Genomic DNA, 19257 nt, shown 5'->3' with positions numbered 1-19257 from the left:
CGACGCTCATCGCGCCTTGCCGGAGGCGCGGTCGGCTTCGACCTCGGGCGCGCGAAGCTGCGGCGCCAGGCCACCCAGCACGCCGTTGACGTACTTGTGGCCGTCGGTGCCGCCGAACTCCTTGGCGAGCTCGATGCATTCGTTGATGACCACGCGCCAGGGCACGTCCGCGCAATGGCGGAATTCGTAGGCGCCGATCCACATCACGGCATGCTCGATGGGCGAGATCTCTTCGAGCTTGCGGTCCAGCAGCGGCACGATCAGCGCGTCCAACTCGGCGGCCTCGTTCACGCAACCGTGCAGCAGGGCGTCGTAATGGGCCGAATCGGCCTTGTGGAAGCCCGAGAGGTCGCGGGTGAAGGCGTCGATGGCCGAAGCGTCGTTGCGGCCCACCAGGTGCTGGTAGAGCGCCTGCACGGCGAATTCGCGGGCCCGCGTGCGAGCCGACTTGGCCGAAGCCTTGCGCACGCCGTTGGACTTGGTGCCGGGCTTGGCGCCGGCCGCCGGAGCCACCGGGCGGACCTCGCCTTCAGCCGGCAGTTCGGTGCCGGTCAGCGGGGCGTCTTCGGGCGGTTGGGTGCTGCTCATGCCTGGCCTCCGATGCGCTGCACCAGCCGGGCCATCTCCACTGCCACAGTGGCCGCATCGCGGCCCTTGTCGGTCTGGCGGGCGACGGCCTGCGGCATGTCCTCGGTCGTGAGGATGGCGTTGGCGATGGGCAGGCGATGGTCCAGGCCCACGCGGGTGACGCCGGCGCCGGATTCGTTGGCCACCAGCTCGAAGTGGTAGGTCTCGCCGCGGATGATGCAGCCCAGCGCCACCAGCGCATCGAAGCCGCCGTGCTGCGCCATGGCCTGCAGGGCCAGCGGCACTTCGAGCGCGCCGGGCACGAGCACATGCTCGATGTCGGCGGGTTGCACGTTCAGCCGGGTCAGCTCGGCCAGGCAGGCCTCGGCCAGCGCGTTGGTGATGTCTTCGTTGAAGCGGGCCTGGACGATGCCGATGCGAAGGCCGCGTCCGTCGAGCGGGCCGACCGCTCCCTTGTTGGCGTTGAGCATGAGGATTCTTTTTTTATGGGGTTGGAGCGGCCATGGCCGCCCCGGGTCATTTGGTCACGTAGCCGGCGATTTCGACGCCGTAGCCGGCCACCAGGCTGGGCATGCGGCGGGGCTTGCCCATCAGCAGCATCTTCTGGATGCCGCATTCGCGCAGGATCTGCACGCCCACGCCGTAGCTGCGCAGGTCCATGCGGCCGCGCTCGGGCGCCTGGGCGGGGCGCGCCGTGCCTTCGAACTGGGCCAGCAGGTCGCTGGCGCTTTCGCCGCAGTTCAGCAGCACCGCCACACCCTTGCCGGCACCGGCGATGTGGGCGAGCGCCGCATCGAGGCTCCAGGTGTGCATGGGGCGGTGCAGCTCGATCAGGTCGAGCACCGACAGCGGCTCGTGCACGCGCACCGGCACCGGCTCGTCGGGCTGCCATTCGCCACGCACCAGGGCCAGGTGGAAGCCGCCGCTGGGCTGGTCGCGGAAGGCATGCAGCTGGAAGGGGCCGTGCGCCGTCTGCACCTCGCGGCTGCCCACGCGCTGCACCAGCGACTCGTGGCGGCTGCGGTATTCGATCAGCGCGGCGATGGTGCCGATCTTCAGACCATGCTCGGCGGCGAAGCGCTGCAGGTCGGGCAGGCGGGCCATGGTGCCGTCGTCGTTCATCACCTCGCAGATGACCGAGGCAGGCGAGCAGCCGGCCATGCGGGCGAGGTCGGAGCCGGCTTCGGTGTGGCCGGCGCGCATGAGCACGCCGCCATCGACGGCCTGCAGCGGGAAGATGTGGCCCGGCTGCACGAGGTCGCTGGCGCGGGCGTCGGGCGCTACGGCGGCCTGCACGGTGCGCGCCCGGTCGGCGGCGGAGATGCCGGTGGTCACGCCCTCGGCTGCCTCGATGGAGACGGTGAAGGCGGTGGAATGCTTGGCGCCGTTGCGCGCCACCATGGGCGGCAGGTTCAGGCGCTCGCACATCTCGCGCGACAGCGTCAGGCAGATCAGGCCGCGCGCATGGCGGGCCATGAAGTTGATGCTCTCGGGCGTGATGTGGTCGGCGGCGATGACGATGTCGCCCTCGTTCTCGCGATCTTCCTCGTCGACGAGGATGACCATGCGGCCGGCGCGGATCTCCTCGACGATCTCCTCGACCGGCGAGATGGGCGCGGGCGTGACGGCCGCGGTGGGCAGGGAACTGATGGAAGCGCTCATGGTGCGAGGGAGGGTAGACCGGAGACTGCGGTGCCGGCCTGCAGCATGCGCTCCACGTAACGGGCCACGGTGTCGATCTCAAGGTTGACCTGGCTGCCGGCCTTGAGCAGGCCCAGCGTGGTGTGTTCGACGGTGTGGGGGATGAGGTTGATGCCGATCTCGCAGCCCTCGGCATGGTCCTCGACGGTGTTGACCGTGAGGCTCACGCCGTTGACCGTGACCGAGCCCTTGTAGGCCATGAAGCGGCCGAGCGCGGCGGGCGCCAGGATGCGCAGGTTCCAGCTCTCGCCCTGCGACTCGAAGCGGCTGACGCGGCCGATGCCGTCCACGTGGCCCGAGACGATGTGGCCGCCGAGCCGGTCCTGCGGACGCAGGGCCTTCTCGAGGTTGAGGGCCGTGCCCGCCTCGCCGAGGCCGGCCGTCTTGGCCAGCGATTCGGCCGAGATGTCGATGGTGAAGCGCGAGGCGGCCGGGTCGAGCGAGGTGACCGTCATGCAGGCGCCGTTGAGGGCGATGCTGTCGCCGAGGCCGACGTCGTCCAGATAGCCGGCAGGCGCCTCGATGTCCAGCCGCTTGCCGTGAAGAGAGGAGCTTCCGAGGTCATGGACGGCGGCGATGCGCCCCATGCCGGTGATGATGCCGGTGAACATAGCGCGCCATTTTCGCAGACTGGCGAGGCGCGAACCGCGCGCTGGGTCAAAACGCGTCGCGGCCGGCTGGACGGGCGACGATGCGCAGGTCCTCGCCGATGCGCTGCACGTTGTGGAAGACCCACGCCGGCGCGTCCGCCAGCGAGGCCAGCGGGCTGGTGGGCGTGGGCCGGTGGAACATGTCCAACCCCTCGCCGATGAGCTTGGGCGCGAGGTAGACCAGCAGCTCGTCGACCAGCCCGGCCCGCAGCAGCGAGCCGGCGAGCTTGTGGCCGGCTTCCACATGCAGCTCGTTGATCTCGCGCCGCGCCAGGTCGGCCAGCATCGCGGCGAGGTCGACCTTGCCCTGGGCGTCGGCCATGCGCGTCAGGTGGGCGCCGCGCGCCTGCAGCGCATCGGCCCGTGCGTCCTCGGGCGCTGCCGCGTAGAACCAGACCGGCCGTTCGGCCGCGAACAGCCGGGCGTCCAGCGGGGTCTGCAGACGGCTGTCCACCACCACCAGCGTGGGCTGGCGGGCGATGGTCAGGCCGCGCACATCCAGCCGGGGGTCGTCGTCCAGCACGGTGCCAGCGCCGGTGAGCAGGGCGGCGGCGCGGGCCCGCCAGCGGTGGCCGTCGGCGCGGGCGGCCTCGCCGGTGATCCATTGGCTGGTGCCGTCGGGCAGGGCGGTCTTGCCGTCCAGCGAGGCGGCGATCTTGAGGCGGACCCAGGGCCTGGCGCGCACCATGCGGCTGAAGAAGCCGATGTTGAGGGCGCGCGCGCCCTGGGCCGGCTCGCTGGCGCCGTCGAGCAGGCGGGCGTCGATGCCGGCCGCACGCAGGCGCGCCATGCCGCGGCCGGCCACCTGGGGGTTCGGGTCCTGCAGCGCCGCGACGACGCGGCCCACGCCGGCCGCCACCAGCGCATCGCAGCAGGGCGGCGTGCGGCCGTGGTGGCTGCAGGGCTCGAGCGTCACATAGGCGGTGGCACCCTTCACGGCATGGCCGCGCGCCTGGGCATCGCGCAGCGCCATCACTTCGGCATGGGGGCCGCCGGCCTGCTGGGTGTGGCCCTGTCCCAGCACCGTGCCGTCCTCGGCCACGATCACGCAGCCGACGCGGGGGTTGGGATCGGACAGGCCGATGGCGCCCCGGGCCAGTTCCAGCGCCCTGGCCATCCAGGCGAGGTCGTGGTCGGGCAGGGGCGGCAGGACGGGGAGGTCGCTCATGAGGCTTTGAAGCAGTCGCTCGGCAGGATGTCCGCGGCATTGTTGCTGATCGTGCGACGGCCGGTCTGGTCGACGGACAGCGTGCCGCAGCGGTCGCCCTGCATGGCGCCCGTGGGCGTGGCGGCCAGCGTGAAGCGCTGCGGCTGGCTGGCGTCGAGCGCCAGCGTCAGGCGATAGACGGCAGCGCCGGTGGCGGGCACGCGGGTCAGGGCGTCCGGCAGTGCCGCGCCCGCAAAGCTCAGGCGGGCGGCGTGGTAGCGATGCAGATGATGCTCGGCCTCCATGAGGGCCAATTGGGCCGCCGCGCGATGGGTGCGTCGCACGTGCTCCTGGTAGGCCGGCAGCGCGATGGCGGCCAGCAGCGTGGCGATGGTCAGCGCCGCCAGCAGTTCGATCAGCGAGAAGCCGGTGGGCGGCCGGCGCGGGGAAGAACGGTTCATCCGGGGTTGGCAGCGGGAGGGGTGATCAACGTGCGCCAGCGGCGCGTCCAGCCTGGGGGTGCGCAGGTCGGGGCGGACGGCGCGCCCGCGCCCTGGCAAGGGTCGGCGGTCTTGCGCAGCACCGCCTGCTGCCAGGCCTCGGCACCGTCGAGCAGCATGCCGGTCTGCGCCGAGACCTGCGCATCGGCCGAGAGACCCCGTGCCGTGACCACGAAGCGCAGGCCCTGCGCGCCGTCCGCGAGCCTCTGGAACAGGCATTGCCCCGCGCCCAGGCTGCGGCCATCGGGTCCGGCGACGGTGGCGGTGCGCAGGCCCGAGGCGCCGGGGCGCCAGGCAGACAGCCGGTTCCAGGTCTGCTCGGCCTGGGCGGCGGTCACGGCGACGGTTCGCGGATCGGCCGCATCGGGGGCGAGTGCCGCCATGACCAGCGCTTCGCATTGGCGCAGGGCGAGGCTGGCGGCCTCCTGGGCCTGCGCACTGGTCTGCTGGGCCTGCAACTGCCGGGCGGCGGTGATGGCGCTCCGCACCGCCAGGGCGGTGGCCGCTGTCAGCGCAGGCAGGAGCAGCATCAGGACGACGAAAGCCTGCCCTCGCTCGGCCAGATGTCGCGCGCGGGGTGCCTGGCGACTGCGGCGCTTCATGGGGAGGTTCCCGCGTCCAGTGCCGGCCGCAGGGCATGGAAGAAGACCGTGGTGCGAAAGCTGCGCCGCAGCCGTCCGTCCAGGGCCTGCTGCGGCTGGCCGTCGCAATCGAGGTAGGACTCGGGCGTCTGCTGGGCGCCTGCCACCGGCAAGGCACTGCGCACGACGATGCACAGGCTCATGCCGATCACGCGCCGCCAGCGCTCGGCGGTGGCGCCCAGCGCAGCGTCGTCGGCTCGCACATAGGCCGTGACCTGCGCCGGCTGCGGTTCGCTGCCGTCGGGAAGGCGGGTCACGGCGTAGAGCACGCGCATGTCCTCGACCTGGCTGGCGAGGGCCTGCTTGCTGCCCATCACGCCCGCGTCGCGCATGCCGCGACAGTACAGCGTGGGCACGCCGTCCTCGTCGGGCTCGATGAAGTAGCGCTGGTCGGCCAGCGCGTAGCGCAGGGCGCCGTCCGCGCTGGACGTGGCCCAGGCGGCGATGCCCTCCAGCACGCAGTTGGACGGCTGGTCGGTGCCCACGGGCACCGTGACATGGGCGTCCGCCTGATGCCGGATCGCGAAGGCGTGCGGCCGCGCGTCCCCGGTGGACGCCTTGCAGGCCAGTGCGTCGAAGGTGGCACCCGTCTCGGCAAAGGCGCCTGCGCAGCCTCGCACGGCAAGGCCCTGGAAATGCGGCGTGCCCTGGTCGTCGAGCTCCGACAACCCGGCCAGCCGCACCTGCTGTGCCAGCAGTTGCAGGGTCATCGCGCCGTCGCTGTGGAGTTGCACCTGCGCCGCGACGCGGCGTACCGGCTGGCCGGTGCTCACGTAGACCTGGACTGCCAGAAGCACGAGGGCAAGGCCGATGGCCGAGGACAGCAGCAACTCGACGAGGCTGGTGCCCGCCTGCCGGTGTCGCGCGTGCCGATGGTGTTGCGATGGCATCAGAGGGCGAAGCGCTGGAAGAGGCAGGCCTGCTCCGGGGCAGGCTTTCCAAGTTCGGCCGGGCAGTCGGCCTGGTTGGCGGCACCCAGTCCGTCCCCGGCTGCCGCGCCGGCGTTCCACCAGACCAGCCAGACCTGCAGCACCTGGACGCCGCTGTCCAGGGTGGTCTTCACCTGCGCACGAGCCTGGGGCAGTTGGGCGGCCGCCGCCGTGAGCAGGTTGCGCTGGTCCAGGGCTGCGACCCGCCGCGCGGCCTCGGCGGCGTCGGCCAGGTCGGCCGCGGGTGCGGCGGCTGCAGGCGGTGGCTGATCGAGGCCGAGCGCATAGCGCCCCTCCTGCAGCCCCCTGGGATTCATGCGGGCGCGTTCGGCATGGTCCTGCGCGAGGAGGAGGGCGGCCGCCCGTTGCTGGGTGGCCTGAAGTTGCTGGTAGGTGCGTGCGGCCAGCCGCGCCCCACCCAGGGCCGCACCGGCCAGCAGCATCAGCGCGACGAGCACTTCGAGCAGCGAAAAGCCCGGAGCGCGGCGGCGAGGCGCGATGGCGGCCACCCTCACGATCCGGTCGTCACCCGCGCACGGCCGATGCGGTTGAGCACCAGCTTGCGCACCGGCACTTCGGGATGGGCCGAGGTGATCGCGAGGCTGGTCGGCGTGCTGTTCAGCAGGCCGTTGGGCAGGAACACGAGGCGCTGGATGCTGCCGCTGGCCGGCGCGATGCGCAGCAGCCCGGGCAGGCGCGGCTGGACGTGCAGCAGCGGCTCGTCGGTGCCGCGCACGCCATCGCCGTCACGGTCGCCGAAGACGATCCAGCCGGCGCTCCAGTCCGAGGAGGCGAGGCAGCCGTTGCCGTCGGCGCTGACGCAGACCGTGGCCCGGCCGGAGGAACGCAGGGCGTGGATGCGCGCGAGGTCGAGGCTCTCGCGCAGGGCCTGGCCGGCGCGGCTGCTCTGCCAGTCGCGCAGCCAGCGCGCCACGTTGGGCATGGCCACCGTGGCGGCCGTCAGCATGACGGCCAGGCAGATCAGCCCCTCTACCAGCGAAAAGCCCCGCATCCGCGCCGATCGCGCGTTCCTTCCTCGCATGGTGCGCCCCCCTCGTTCCCGTTCGAGCGCGGGATGTTAGGGACGCATCCATGCGCCAGGCACCGATGCACGACGGGAGCGCCGCCTGGGGCGATCAGCGGACGGGCAGGGAGAGTCCGGAAAGGAAGGTGAGCCGACGCATGCGGACATGCGTCGGCATGCTGTCGCCCCAGGGGCGGGCGCCGGTCAGATGTCCCGCAAAAGCCGGCGGAACTCTTCGACGTCCTCGAAGCTGCGGTACACCGAGGCGAAGCGCACGTAGGCGACCTTGTCCAGCCGCTGCAGCTCGTGCATGACCAGTTCGCCGAGCTTGCTCGACTCGATCTCGCGCAGCCCGCCCGACAGCAACGTCTGCTCGATGCGCATGAGCGCCTCGTCGATCTGCTGCACGCCCACGGGCCGCTTGCGCAGGGCGAGCATCATCGAGGCACGCACCTTGGCCGGGTCGTAGTCGGCGCGGCTGCCGTCCTTCTTGACGACCGCCGGGAAGTTGACGTCCGGCCGCTCGTAGGTGGTGAAGCGCTTCTCGCAGCCGCCGCACTGGCGGCGGCGGCGGACGAAGTCACCGTCTTCCGAGATGCGGGTCTCGACGACCTGCGTCTCGGCGTGGCCGCAGAAGGGGCATTTCATGCGGCCTGGCCTGTCTCAGCGGTAGACCGGGAAGCGGCTGGTCAGCGCGGCCACCTTGGCGCGCACGGCCTCGATGTTGGCGGCGTCGCGCGGGTTGTCCAGCACGTCGGCGATCAGGTGGGCCGTGGCGCGGGCCTCCTCGTCCTTGAAGCCGCGGGTAGTCATGGCCGGGGTGCCGACACGCACGCCGCTGGTCACGAAGGGCTTCTCGGGATCGTTGGGGATCGCGTTCTTGTTGATGGTCATGTGGGCGCTGCCCAGCACGGCCTCGGCTTCCTTGCCGGTGATGCCCTTGGCGCGCAGGTCGACCAGCATGACGTGGCTCTCGGTACGGCCGCTCACGATGCGAAGGCCGCGCGAGGTCAGCGTCTCGGCCACGATCTGCGCGTTCTTCACCACCTGCTGCTGGTAGGCCTTGAACTCCGGGGTCAGCGCTTCCTTGAAGGCGACGGCCTTGGCGGCGATGACATGCATCAGCGGGCCGCCCTGCAGGCCGGGGAAGATGGCGCTGTTGATCGCCTTCTCGTGCTCGGCCTTCATCAGGATGAAGCCGCCGCGCGGGCCGCGCAGGCTCTTGTGGGTGGTGGAGGTCACCACGTCGGCATGGGGCACCGGGTTGGGGTACACGCCCGCGGCGATCAGGCCGGCGTAGTGGGCCATGTCGACCATGAAGATGGCGCCGACATCCTTGGCCACCTTGGCGAAACGTTCGAAGTCGATGCGCAGGCTGTAGGCCGAGGCACCGGCCACGATCAGCTTGGGCTTGGACTCGTGGGCCTTGCGCTCCATCGCGTCGTAGTCGATCTCTTCCTTGTCGTTCAGGCCGTACGAGACGACGTTGAACCACTTGCCCGACATGTTCAGCGGCATGCCGTGGGTGAGGTGGCCGCCTTCGGCCAGGCTCATGCCCATGATGGTGTCGCCAGGCTTGAGGAAGGCCAGGAACACGGCCTCATTGGCGGAGGCGCCGCAGTGCGGCTGTACGTTGGCGGCGTCGGCGCCGAAGAGTTGCTTGATGCGGTCGATGGCCAGCTGCTCGGCCACGTCGACATATTCGCAGCCGCCGTAGTAGCGCTTGCCCGGGTAGCCTTCGGCGTACTTGTTGGTGAGCTGCGAGCCCTGCGCGGCCATCACGGCCGGCGAGGCGTAGTTCTCGCTGGCGATCAGCTCGATGTGGTCTTCCTGGCGCTGCGTCTCGGCGACGATGGCGGCGTACAGCTCGGGATCGGTCTCTTGGACCAGGATATTGCGTTGGTACATGGCAGTCCTTCGAAGAAGAGGGACCTTGCGGCGTCGGATCCGGCAAGGGCTGCCCAGGCGAACGGCTGATCGCCCCGGCGCCAGCCGCGGGCGGTGCGCTTCCCAGTGGTCATCCACGTCAGCCGGCTCGCCTCGCGAGGAGGGGCCGCGCCTATCGCCAGTCGCGCACCGGCGGAGTGTAGCCGAGGCCTTCGTCCCTCCCTCGTCCCAGGGGAACCGCAGCGCGCCGCGCCCAAGAAAGAAAAAGGCGCCTGATCAAAGGCGCCTGGGAGGGGTGCCGGGCGGCAGCGGTCAGGAGGCGGGTTGTTCCAGCAGGGCGACCGTGGCGGGCGGCCGCGTCGCGGGCTTGGGCTCTCCCGCCGGGGCCATGACCGGGATCGGCTGGGTCCGTTGCGTGGGCTGCGTCGGCATCGCGGCTGGCGGCGGCGTGGTGGCGGCCGGTGCCGAGGGGGTGAAGATCGGCACGTTGCGGCCGTTGGCCACCTGGCGCAGGCGGTCGTGCTCGGCCATCACCTTCACGGTGTAGCCGCCGTCGTCACCCAGGTTCGCGGCACCGACGTAATAGCGCAGGCCGCCTTCCAGCGAGCCGGCGCGGGCGATGCATTCCTGCAGCACCTTGACGCCGACGCGCAGGTTGGTGATGGGGTCGAAGGCCGCGAGCGTGCCACCGGCCGGCTCGTACTTGTCGCCATGGACGCGGGTCATCACCTGCATCAGGCCCTGTGCGCCGACGGGGCTCTGGGCGAAGGGGTTGAAGCTCGATTCGACGGCCATGATGGCCAGGATCAGCGTCGGATCGAGCTTGGTCTGCCGGCCGATGTCGTAGGCCTCGGCCACCAGCACGCTCAGGGGCTCGGCCGCCACCTTGTATTTGCGGCTGAGCCAGTAGGCCACGGCCGCCTGGGGGCGGGGCAGTTCTTCGGGGCGCGCCGCGGTGGCTCGCTCCACGGCGTTGGGTGCCGGATCGGTGGGGGCCGGTGCCGGCTTGCGAGATTCCACCCAGGCAGCCAAACGCTCCTCGCCGACCTGTTGCAGGTCGGGGCGGGCGGCCAGTGCGACGACGACGAACACGAGCGCGAGCCCGATCAGCGCGAAGCCGTTGTGGACGATCTCGAAGAAACCATCGGCTACGTCGCTGGCAAAGGTTCGCAACCCCTGCATGCCAGCCCGCAAGACCTGATTCATTCGCTACTTTCCTTTCTCTGCGAGCTCCAAGGCTGCGAGTCGTGCACCAGGGTGCCGACTGCCTCGAACGATCGCGTGATGCGGCGGAGAACAGGTCCGTGCAGGGATACAAGGTGCACGGGCGTCCTGACTTCGCCAGAGAGGCCGGACCTGGGAAGTCCGGAAGAGAGCCCGGGGAGTAGGACTGCGGGAGCCCGGGCAGCGCGCATTCTAGGAACCGTCAAATACACGGTCAAGAATATCGAATCTATTCTTTATGCTAAATAGGTGCTGAAAAGTTTGTCTATGGCCGCACGCAGCCTCATCGCTCGACTTCATTTGCCACGCCCGGTCGGCAGGCCTAATCTGCAGCCGTCTGCATCGCAGACGCTCCGCCGGCGCTTCTCCTGAAGGACGCAGTCCTGATGAGTGGCCCGGCCCCTCGGCGGCAATCCCTTGCTGCCAGTGCGTCGGGAACCTTCTTCTTCCCGCGCCAAAAGACGGATGCGGCCTGGGGCCCTCCGTCGAGCCCGGTGGCCTGTGCAAGCAGCCACCGGGCTTTTTCGTTGTGGGGTTCGCCGAGGCCCCCAAGGGGTGCCCCACGCGGCGGGCGCCCCGCCTCTCGTCGCAGGGCGAGTACGCGTTGCGGCACACTCCGCCCATGAATTTCTCCGGAACGAAGTACGGCCTTTGGTTGAGGCGGCTGGGCGTCGCCGTCGCCGGCCTGCTGCTCCTGTGGCTGCTGCTCTGGGCCGCCGTGCCGCCGCTCCTGAAATGGCAGATCCAGAAGCAGGCATCGGCAGCGCTGGGCCGTAGCGTCACCGTGGAAGCCGTGCAGTTCCGGCCCTGGACGCTGGAGCTGTCGCTGTCGGACCTGGCGATTGCTGGTGTCGATGCCGCGCCGCCGCTGTTCACGGCGAAGCGCCTGTATGCCGATGCCGAACTTCAGTCGCTCCTGCGCCTCGCGCCGGTGGTCGATGCGCTGCGCATCGAGCAGCCCGCGCTGCGGTTGACGCGGCGCGCGGACGGCACGCTGGACATCGACGACATCCTGCGCCGGCTGAGCGGCCCCGCCGAGCCCAAGCCCGCGGGCGAGCCCGCCCGCTTCGTGCTCTACAACCTGGCGATCCACGACGGGCGCATTGCGCTGGACGACCAGATGGCGAAGCGCCAGCACGTGGTCGAGGGTCTGGAGGTGCAGGTGCCCTTCCTCAGCAGCCTGGCATCGAAACGCGAGGTGGACGTCGAGCCCCGGCTGGCATTCACGCTCAATGGCAGCCGCTTCGACTCTTCCGCATCGTCCCAACCCTTCGCCGCCACGCACAAGACGGCCGCGCAGTTGCACATCGCCGGCCTCGATCTGGCGCCCTACCTGGCCTATGCACCGCCCGGCCTGCCGGTCGCGTTGCAGTCGGGCGTCGTGGACGTGGACCTGCGTGCGGACTTCGAGCGGGCCGACCATGCCTCGCTCAAGCTGTCCGGCACGGTCCAGGTCAAGGACGTGAAGGCCGTGGATGCGCAGGGTGGCGAACTGCTCAGGCTCGATGCGCTGAAGGTCCAGTTGGCGGATGTGCGTCCGCTGGAGCGGCAGGTGCATCTGGCGTCCGTGGAGGTCGATGCGCCCACGCTGGCGGCACGCCGCGACGCGCAGGGTCGCATCAACCTGCTGCTCACCGACGGCCGGACGCCGGCGCCCGCCACCGCGCAGGCCGCTCGCACGGCCTCGCCGCCGACCTCTGCGCCATCGAAGGACGCTGCCGCGCCCGGTGCCTGGCAGGTGCGGGTCGATCACGTGGGGGTGCGAGAAGGCCGCGTGGCCTGGCGCGACGATTCCGTGCGGCCGGCGGCGGCCATCGATGTGACCGGCCTGGGCATCGCGGTGGACGACGCGGCATGGCCCATGGCGCAGCCGGCCCGCTTCTCGGGCGAGATGGCCGTGGCGCAAGGTCGGCTGCGCTTCGAAGGGCAGGGCAGCCCGAGTGCGGTGAAGGCCCAACTGGAGGCCAGCGACGTCCCGCTGTCCCTGGCCGCACCCTACCTGGCCTCGACGCTCAATCCGGCCGTGGACGGACGCCTGGGCGGCCGGCTGGGACTGCAGTGGTCGCCGCAGGCGCTGCTGCTCACCGCCGAGCGCGCCACGCTCGACAGCCTGTCGCTGACCGAAGGCAAGACGGCCCTGGCTGCGGTCGGCCACTTCGAGGTGCGCGATGCGCAGGCCGATCTGAAGGCGCGCACGCTCAGCGTGGGCAGCCTGACGGCCACGGAGCCGCGCGTCCGGGTGGAGCGGGACGCGGAGCAGCGCTGGATGTACCAGCGCTGGCTGCGCACGCCCGACGCATCGACCGCGCCGGTGGCGCAGCCCCGCCAGGTGCAGGGCGAGCCGCCGCCCCCGTGGAAGGTCCGGATCGCCGCCCTGTCCGTCGACGGCGGTGACGTGGAATTCGCCGACCGCGCCCAGGCCGGCGCGCCTGTGGAGGTGAAGCTTGCCAGCCTGCGCCTTCGGGCCCGCGACCTCGATCCCCCGTCTGCCGCGGCGTCGCCCGTGGAGCTGGCCGGCCGCATCTCGGCAGGCACCCGGTCGGAGCCGGGCCGCTTCGACTTCAAGGGCAGCCTGGCGATGGTCCCGGTGGCGCTGTCCGGCCGGCTGGAGGCCACGGGCCTGCCGGTGCATGCCTTCCAGCCCTACTACGGGCAGTCGCTCAATGTGGACGTGCGGCGTGCCTTCGCCGCCTACCGGGGAACGCTGGCGGTGGCCGTCCAGCCAGCGGGCGTGCAGGCAAAGCTCAGCGGCGACCTGTCGGTCGACGACCTGCGGGTGGACAGCATGGCGCTGACCGCCGCAGACAGCCCTGCGACGGGCGCGGCGCGGGGCGAGCGGCTGCTGCGCTGGAAGACGCTGGCCCTGCGCGGTTTCGAACTCGATCTGCGTCCCCGCGCGGCCCTGCGGCTCGACGTGCGCGAGACCACGCTCACGGACGCGTTCGCACGGATCATCGTGCAGCCCTCGGGGCGCCTGAACCTGCAGGCCATCACCCGTCAGGGCCAGCAGGAAAGCGAGCGGGCCGCGGCCGAGCGGCCGGCACCGCGCACCGCGTCCGCGGGGGGTGGTGCCAGCGCCACCACCAATGCCGGCGAAACGGCCCCCGCACCGGCGCCAGCGCCGGCCACTGCGCGGGAAGAGGCCGCGCCAGGACTTGCGCCCATCATCCATTTCGGCCCGATCAGCGTGGTCAATGCGCGCGTGGACTTCTCCGACCTGTTCGTGCAGCCGAATTACTCGGCCGACCTCACGGAGCTGACAGGCCGACTCAGTGCCTTCTCCTCCGAACCGGCCGACGGCGGTCGGCCGGCCCTGGCCGATCTGGAGCTTCGCGGCAAGGCGCAGCAGACCGCTTCGCTCGAGATCCTGGGCAAGCTCAATCCGCTGGCCAAGCCGCTGGAACTGGACATTGCGGCAAAGGTGCGCGACCTGGAGCTGGCGCCGCTGTCCCCTTATTCGATCCGCTATGCCGGCCATGGCATCGAGCGCGGCAAGATGAGCGTGGACGTGCACTATCAGGTGGCGCCGGACGGGCGCCTCACCGCCACCAACAAGCTGGTGCTCAACCAGTTGGCCTTCGGCGACGAGGTCAAGGATGCGCCCAACAGCCTGCCGGTGCGCCTGGCCGTCGCCTTGCTCGCCGATCGCAACGGCGTCATCGACGTCGACCTGCCGCTGTCGGGCTCGCTCAACGATCCGCAATTCAGCATCGGGCCGCTGATCTGGAAGGGCATCCTCAATCTGATCGCCAAGGCGGTGACCTCTCCGTTCAGCCTGCTCACGGGCGGCCTGGGCGGTGGCAGCAGCGAATCGAGCGTCGTGCCCTTCGCCTTGGGCAGCGACGCGCTGTCCGACGCGGCGAAGCAGAGCCTGGACAAGGTCGAGAAGGCGCTCGGCCAGCGCGACGGCCTGCGCCTCACCCTCGTCGGGCAGGCCAGCCTGGAGCGTGAACGCGACGCGCTGCAGCGCGAGCGCCTGCGCCGCATGGCCCTGGCCGAGAAGCGCCGCGCAGCGGTACGCGGCGGCACCGACCCGGCCGAGGTCGGCCCGGTCACCGACGCCGAATACCCGGCGCTGCTGGAGGCCGTCTACAAGCGGGCCGACATTCCCAAGCCCCGCAATCTCATCGGCATGGCCAAGTCGCAGTCGGTCGCCGAGATGGAGAAGCTGCTGCTGCCGACCATCGCCGTCGACGAGCAGTCCATCCGCGAGCTGGCCATCGCCCGGGCCGCGGCCGTGCGCGACTACCTGCTCCAGCGGCAGTTGCCCGGCGACCGGATCTTCCTGGGGGCGGTTCGTACGCGTGCGGACGGCGCCGACTGGAGGCCCGGCACGGCCTTGGCGCTGGACATGCCCTGAGAAGGATTCCTCAACCGCTTTCTGCGGTATTCCAGACGCACGCGCTCCTGGGCGACAATGCGGGATGCGCCGGCCTTGCCGGCGCCTTTGCTTGGATGACCGGCTTCGCGCCGGCCCACCCCCTCCGATCTCTTTCAACGACTCTGGCGCAGTGACTCAAGCCACGACCAAACACGATCTCCCCACCCTCGACCAGCTCACCGGGGGCGTCTTCACCGCCGCCACCTCCGGCGAACGGGCGCAGCGCGTGCGCGACTGGCTCGCGGGCAATCCCTCGCCCGAGTTGATGCAGGAAGTCTTCAAGGAACTCAGCGGCCGCGACAAGGGCGCCGCCCGCGCCCTGCGCGAGCGCCTGGACGAGATCAAGCGCGCCAAGGGCCAGGAGGTGATTGCCGCCGAATGGGCCGAAAAGGCCCGCTCGCTGCTCGACCAGCCCCGGCTGAACATCGCCGACGCCATGGCCTGGCAGCGCGACGCCGCCAAGGCCGGCGCACCGCTGTCGCGTGAACCGCTCGCCGGCCTCAAGGCCAACCTGGCCGAACGCGTGAAGGGCGTGGAAGACCTGCAGCACCGCGCCCAGGTCCATCGCGAAGCCGCCGTGTTGCTGGCGCAGCGCTTCGAGGTGCTTTCCACCAAGGGGTGGCAGGACGCCCAGGCCGCCGAGGAGGGCCTGCGTGGCGACGTCGCCCACTGGACGACCCAGGCCGACGAGATTGCGCAGGACCCGAACTGGGCCAGCCTGGATGCGCGCTTCGCGCCGCAGCTCGACGCATCGCGGTCGCAACTGCAGGTCGTGTCCGAGGCCTTCCACAGCGCGCTGGCCCAGGCCGTGGCCGCTGCGGCCGATGCCCAGGCGCCGCTGCCTCCCGTCCCCGTCTGGGCCGACGAACTGCGCGCCGCGCGCGGCCTGCCGCCCGAGAACGCGCCGGCCCCGGCCGCGGCACCGCCTGCCCCCAAGGTGGATCCGGCACAGCGCGCGGCTGCCGAAGCTGCCGTCGAAGCCTCGCTGGCCAAGCTGGAGGAGGCCACGGCCCAGGGCCAGGGCAAGAGCAGCCAGGCCGCAGCCAATGCGCTGCGCGCCGTGCTCAAGGAGCACGGCAAGCTGGTGGGCAATGCCCTGGAAGCACGCGTGCATGCCGCGCTCGTCGCCGCCGGCGAACTCGAAGGCTGGCAGCGCTGGGGCGCGGACAAGGTTCGCGAAGAACTGGTGGCAAAGGCCGAAGGCCTGCTCAATCGTCCCGAGGGTCAGGCGCTGGGCGGTCGCAAGATGCAGGAGCAACTGCGCGCCCTGCGCGAGCAATGGAAGCAGGCCGACCAGGGCGGCGTGCCCAACCACGGGCTGTGGCGTCGTTTCGACGAGGCCTGCAACAAGGCCCACAAGGTGGTCGAGGCCTGGCTGGAGAAGGTGCGCGCCGAAGCTGCCGAACACCGCGCCCAGCGTCTTGCGCTGATCGAAGAGTTGCGCGCCTGGACGGCCGAGCACGCCAGCGATGCCGACCTCAAGGCCCGCAACCGCGCCTTGCACCAGTTCTCCGACCGTTGGCGCGATGGCGGCCATGTCAGCGAGAAGGTGTTCGCCGAGCTGCAGCCGCTGTGGGGCGCGGCCATGACCGAGGCCCGTGGCCCGCTCGAGGCTTCGCAGAAGGCGAGCATCGAGCGCCGTCAACAGATGATTGCCGAGGCCACCGAACTCGGCGCTGCGCCGCAGCTGCGCATCGACGCCGTCAAGGCGTTGCAGCAGCGCTGGCAGGCCGAGGCGCAGGCCGTGCCGCTGGAGCGTCGCCAGGAGCAGAAGCTCTGGGATGCCTTCCGCAAGCCCATCGACGACGCCTTCCAGCGCAAGAGCGCCGAGCGCGAGCGCCAGACCGAAGCCATGGGCGAACACGACCGTGCGGTGCTCGAGGCTTCGAAGGCGCTGGAGGCAGCCAATGCCACCGGCGATGCCCAGAAGATCCGCGCCGCCATGACCGCGCTGGAAGATGCTTTGCGCGGCCGTCGTGAAGCCGGGGATCCGGGCGGCGCTGCAGCACCTGTGGCCGGCGCCGACGCTGCCGCTTCGGCTCCTGCCGAATCCGCTGCCGCGCCGACGGACGCTGCCGCCCAGGAGGGCGCACCCGCCGCCGAAGGCGGCGAGGGTGCGGCACCCGCACCGGCTGCGGCACCCAAGGCTGCACCCCGCCCGGTCGTGGCCGTGCGCGGCGACGACCGTCCCGGCGCGGCACGCCCGGCCGCCGCACCCGCCGGTCGCTTCGGCGACCGCCGTGATTCCCGCGACAGCCGCGGCGGCCCGCGAGGCGGCGACCGCAATGGCGACCGTTTCGGCCGGGACCGCGCTGGACGTCCCGGCGACATGCGCGGTGATCGTCCGCCGCGCGAGGACCGCGGTCCCCGTCTGGGCGATACCGCTTTCCGCGCCCAGCGCGACGCCATGGAGCATGCCCAGGCGGCGCTGCGCAAGCTGGCGAGCCAGGCGCACGGCGAGGCCGTGACGCAACTGCTGGACGCCTGGAGCAAGCGCGACGGCGCCGCCGTGCCGCCAGCGCAGGAGCTGGGCCGTGTCACGCCTTCGGTGCGCAACCAGTGGGTGCAGTCGCTGTCGGCCGCGCCTTCGGGCGAGCCGGCCGAGGCCCTGCTTCGCCTGGAGATGGCCGCCGAAGTGCCCACGCCGCCGGAGCAACTGGACGCGCGCCGCGCGCTGCAGCTCAAGCTGCTGACCAAGCGCAACGAGCCTGGCCCGACCGAGACCTGGGCCCAGGACGCCGCGCGCGTGCTGGCTTCGGCGCATGAGCCGACGACCGCGCGTCGCCTGCAAAGCGCGCTCAAGCCGCTGTTGCGCAAGGGCTGATCGCGGGGCAGTGCCTCATCGAGAGCGGCGTGCCGGCGACGGTGCGCCGCTTTTTTCCTAGGGCTGCAGCGCCGCGGCGACGCTGCCCTTCGAGATGGGCGCGACACCGGGGGCAACCTGCGGGCGGCCCCCATGGACCTCTCGCGTTCAGCGTTGACGGTCGTTGGCGAGGAAGAACGCGTCGAAGGCGGACGCCAGGCCGCTGAACTCCTGGATGAAGCGCGCCCGGTCCACGAAGTAGGCCTCGCAGGCGACGGCGAAGAACTCCGCCAGGGACGAGGCTGCGTAGTCGTCGAGCCAGGGCGGCTCTCCCCCGAAGCGCTCGGCCACGATGGCCTGCTCTCGGAAGCGGTCGTAGGCCGGTTGCAGCGCGGCCAGCCAGCGTTCGCGGGCCTGCAGCGCCGTCGTACTGCCCATGAAGCCGATCGGCAGTGGCGGGCAGCCGTCCACCTGCCCGTCGCGCATGTCGATCTTGTGGGCGAACTCGTGGATCACCACGTTCAGGATGGGGCCGGCCTGCGTGCCGGCGGCGCCTTCGGCCACATGCGGCCAGCTCAGCATGACGGGGCCGTGCTCGCGCGCCTCGCCGATGATGGCCTCGTCGTACTCGTGCACCACGCCCGCCTCGTCCACCAGGGTGCGACGCGTGGACACCTCGGAGGGCACGACGACGATGCCGACGAAATCGTCGTACCAGCCCAGGTCGCCCGGCAGATGAAGCAGCGGCAGCACGGCCTGCGCGGCGATAAGCAGCGCGACCTCGTCGGTGATCGTGAAGCCCAGCGCCCCGTGGAATTCCTTCTGCTGCAGGAAGCGGGCGCTGAGCTCGCGCAGCCGCTCGCGCTCGTCCATGCGGCGGCTGGCGAGGAAGGGCAGGGCATCCAGGACGCGCCGCCAGTCGGCTTCGGGAATCTCGGGAGGGGGGCGCAGTCCGCGCAGCCAGCGTCCCAGCATCGATGGAGGTCTCAGCGCAGATCGACGCGCTGCGCGCCGGCCGCCGTCAGGCACAACACCTGGGCGCGAGGAGGTGAGGCGGCCACGTCCCAGTCACTCAGGACCAGGCGCTCCATGCCGTCGCTCAGGTCGTGTCGTCCCGGCTTGTGGGTATGGCCGTGGACCAAGGTCTGGGCGCGTGCACTGCGCAGCCAGGCGACGGCCGCATCGGCATCGACGTCCGCCCAGACGGCGCGCGGATCGGCCTTGCGCGATTCGCTCTGCGTGCGCATGTGGCGGGCAAGGGCGCGGCGCTCCTGCAGGGGCCGCGCGAGAAAGTCCTGTTGCCACTCGGGGCTGCGCACCTGCGCACGGAAGGCCAGGTATTCGTGGTCCTCCAGGCAGAGCAGGTCGCCGTGGCTGAGCAGCCAGCGCCGGCCATGCAGCACCAGCACCAGCGGATCGGGCACACGCTGGATGCCGGCCTGGGCGGCAAAGCCCTGGCCGAGCAGAAAGTCTCGGTTGCCGGCCATGAAGAAGATCGGCCGGCGCGCCGCCGCTTCCTTGAGCCAGGCGGCGCAGTCGGCCTCGAAACCGGGCTCGGAGGCGGCATCGTCGCCCACCCAGACTTCGAAGAGGTCGCCCAGGATGAACAGGGCGTCGGCCGGCGAGGTCTGCAGGTACTGCCGCCAGGCCAGGAGGGTCTCCGGCTCGGCAGGATGCAGGTGCAGGTCGGACAGCAGGTCGACCGTGCGCCACTCGGGCGGCGCGAGGAATTCGGTGAAGGCGGCCTGCGCGGTCATCGATCAGGCGCGTGGCCGCTCAGCC

General features: G+C 71.1%; 17 protein-coding genes and 1 riboswitch. Of the genes, 2 read left to right on the top strand and 15 right to left on the bottom strand.

The window, feature by feature from the left end:
* Positions 1-6 precede the first annotated feature (6 nt).
* From nusB to L0984_RS02645, 13 genes are all read right to left on the bottom strand, one after another.
* Positions 7-588, bottom strand: a complete 582-nt coding sequence (gene nusB / locus L0984_RS02705; protein ID WP_234192216.1) for a transcription antitermination factor NusB — start codon at positions 586-588, stop codon at positions 7-9.
* Entirely contained in the window at positions 585-1058 is a 474-nt protein-coding gene (ribH, locus tag L0984_RS02700) for a 6,7-dimethyl-8-ribityllumazine synthase (RefSeq protein WP_234192215.1), read from the bottom strand. Before ribH ends, nusB begins: the two co-directional genes overlap by 4 nt.
* Positions 1059-1104: 46 nt before the next feature.
* Positions 1105-2250: a bifunctional 3,4-dihydroxy-2-butanone-4-phosphate synthase/GTP cyclohydrolase II gene (gene ribBA, locus L0984_RS02695; protein WP_234192214.1), complete on the bottom strand. Its 1146-nt coding sequence runs from the start codon at positions 2248-2250 to the stop codon at positions 1105-1107.
* Positions 2247-2900, bottom strand: coding sequence for a riboflavin synthase (locus L0984_RS02690; RefSeq protein ID WP_234192213.1), 654 nt, complete (start codon positions 2898-2900; stop codon positions 2247-2249). The genes ribBA and L0984_RS02690 overlap by 4 nt, the downstream gene beginning before the upstream one ends.
* 46 nt (positions 2901-2946) lie before the next feature.
* The gene (gene ribD / locus L0984_RS02685) at positions 2947-4107 is read right to left on the bottom strand and encodes a bifunctional diaminohydroxyphosphoribosylaminopyrimidine deaminase/5-amino-6-(5-phosphoribosylamino)uracil reductase RibD (protein ID WP_234192212.1); all 1161 of its coding nucleotides are present in this window, start codon (positions 4105-4107) and stop codon (positions 2947-2949) included.
* Positions 4104-4547 (bottom strand): type IV pilin protein, encoded by a 444-nt coding sequence (locus L0984_RS02680; protein WP_234192211.1) that lies wholly within the window; start codon positions 4545-4547, stop codon positions 4104-4106. Before L0984_RS02680 ends, ribD begins: the two co-directional genes overlap by 4 nt.
* On the bottom strand, positions 4544-5188 hold the full coding sequence (locus L0984_RS02675; RefSeq protein WP_234192210.1) for a hypothetical protein: 645 nt from the start codon (positions 5186-5188) through the stop codon (positions 4544-4546). Before L0984_RS02675 ends, L0984_RS02680 begins: the two co-directional genes overlap by 4 nt.
* Entirely contained in the window at positions 5185-6117 is a 933-nt protein-coding gene (locus tag L0984_RS02670) for a PilW family protein (protein ID WP_234192209.1), read from the bottom strand. Before L0984_RS02670 ends, L0984_RS02675 begins: the two co-directional genes overlap by 4 nt.
* Entirely contained in the window at positions 6117-6671 is a 555-nt protein-coding gene (pilV, locus tag L0984_RS02665; protein ID WP_234192208.1) for a type IV pilus modification protein PilV, read from the bottom strand. Before pilV ends, L0984_RS02670 begins: the two co-directional genes overlap by 1 nt.
* The gene (locus tag L0984_RS02660) at positions 6668-7168 is read right to left on the bottom strand and encodes a GspH/FimT family pseudopilin (RefSeq protein WP_234192207.1); all 501 of its coding nucleotides are present in this window, start codon (positions 7166-7168) and stop codon (positions 6668-6670) included. The genes pilV and L0984_RS02660 overlap by 4 nt, the downstream gene beginning before the upstream one ends.
* 216 nt (positions 7169-7384) lie before the next feature.
* Positions 7385-7828: a transcriptional regulator NrdR gene (gene nrdR / locus L0984_RS02655; RefSeq protein ID WP_017759788.1), complete on the bottom strand. Its 444-nt coding sequence runs from the start codon at positions 7826-7828 to the stop codon at positions 7385-7387.
* A gap of 15 nt (positions 7829-7843) precedes the next feature.
* A complete protein-coding gene (glyA, locus tag L0984_RS02650; RefSeq protein ID WP_234192206.1) occupies positions 7844-9088 on the bottom strand; it encodes a serine hydroxymethyltransferase in 1245 nt (414 codons plus the stop codon).
* Positions 9089-9132: 44 nt separating this feature from the next.
* Positions 9133-9263, bottom strand: a riboswitch (ZMP/ZTP riboswitch).
* Between the two features lie 116 nt (positions 9264-9379).
* On the bottom strand, positions 9380-10273 hold the full coding sequence (locus L0984_RS02645) for a lytic transglycosylase domain-containing protein (RefSeq protein ID WP_017759790.1): 894 nt from the start codon (positions 10271-10273) through the stop codon (positions 9380-9382).
* Between the two features lie 640 nt (positions 10274-10913).
* Here L0984_RS02645 and L0984_RS02640 point away from each other — a divergent pair.
* Both L0984_RS02640 and L0984_RS02635 read left to right on the top strand, forming a co-directional pair.
* Complete coding sequence (locus L0984_RS02640) at positions 10914-14651, top strand: DUF748 domain-containing protein (RefSeq protein WP_234192205.1); 3738 nt, start codon at positions 10914-10916, stop codon at positions 14649-14651.
* A 151-nt stretch (positions 14652-14802) separates the two neighbouring features.
* Entirely contained in the window at positions 14803-17496 is a 2694-nt protein-coding gene (locus L0984_RS02635) for a DUF349 domain-containing protein (protein WP_234192204.1), read from the top strand.
* A gap of 147 nt (positions 17497-17643) precedes the next feature.
* Here the strand turns inward: L0984_RS02635 and L0984_RS02630 are convergent, their stop codons facing one another.
* Together L0984_RS02630 and L0984_RS02625 are read right to left on the bottom strand one after the other, a co-directional pair.
* Positions 17644-18450 (bottom strand): zinc-dependent peptidase, encoded by an 807-nt coding sequence (locus L0984_RS02630; protein ID WP_370645875.1) that lies wholly within the window; start codon positions 18448-18450, stop codon positions 17644-17646.
* An 11-nt stretch (positions 18451-18461) separates the two neighbouring features.
* Positions 18462-19232 (bottom strand): UDP-2,3-diacylglucosamine diphosphatase, encoded by a 771-nt coding sequence (locus L0984_RS02625; protein WP_234192203.1) that lies wholly within the window; start codon positions 19230-19232, stop codon positions 18462-18464.
* Positions 19233-19257: the final 25 nt, after the last annotated feature.

Source organism: Pseudacidovorax sp. NFM-22, from assembly GCF_021401245.1.
Taxonomy (GTDB): domain Bacteria; phylum Pseudomonadota; class Gammaproteobacteria; order Burkholderiales; family Burkholderiaceae_C; genus Xenophilus.
This window is presented reverse-complemented; position numbering and strand designations above follow the sequence as displayed.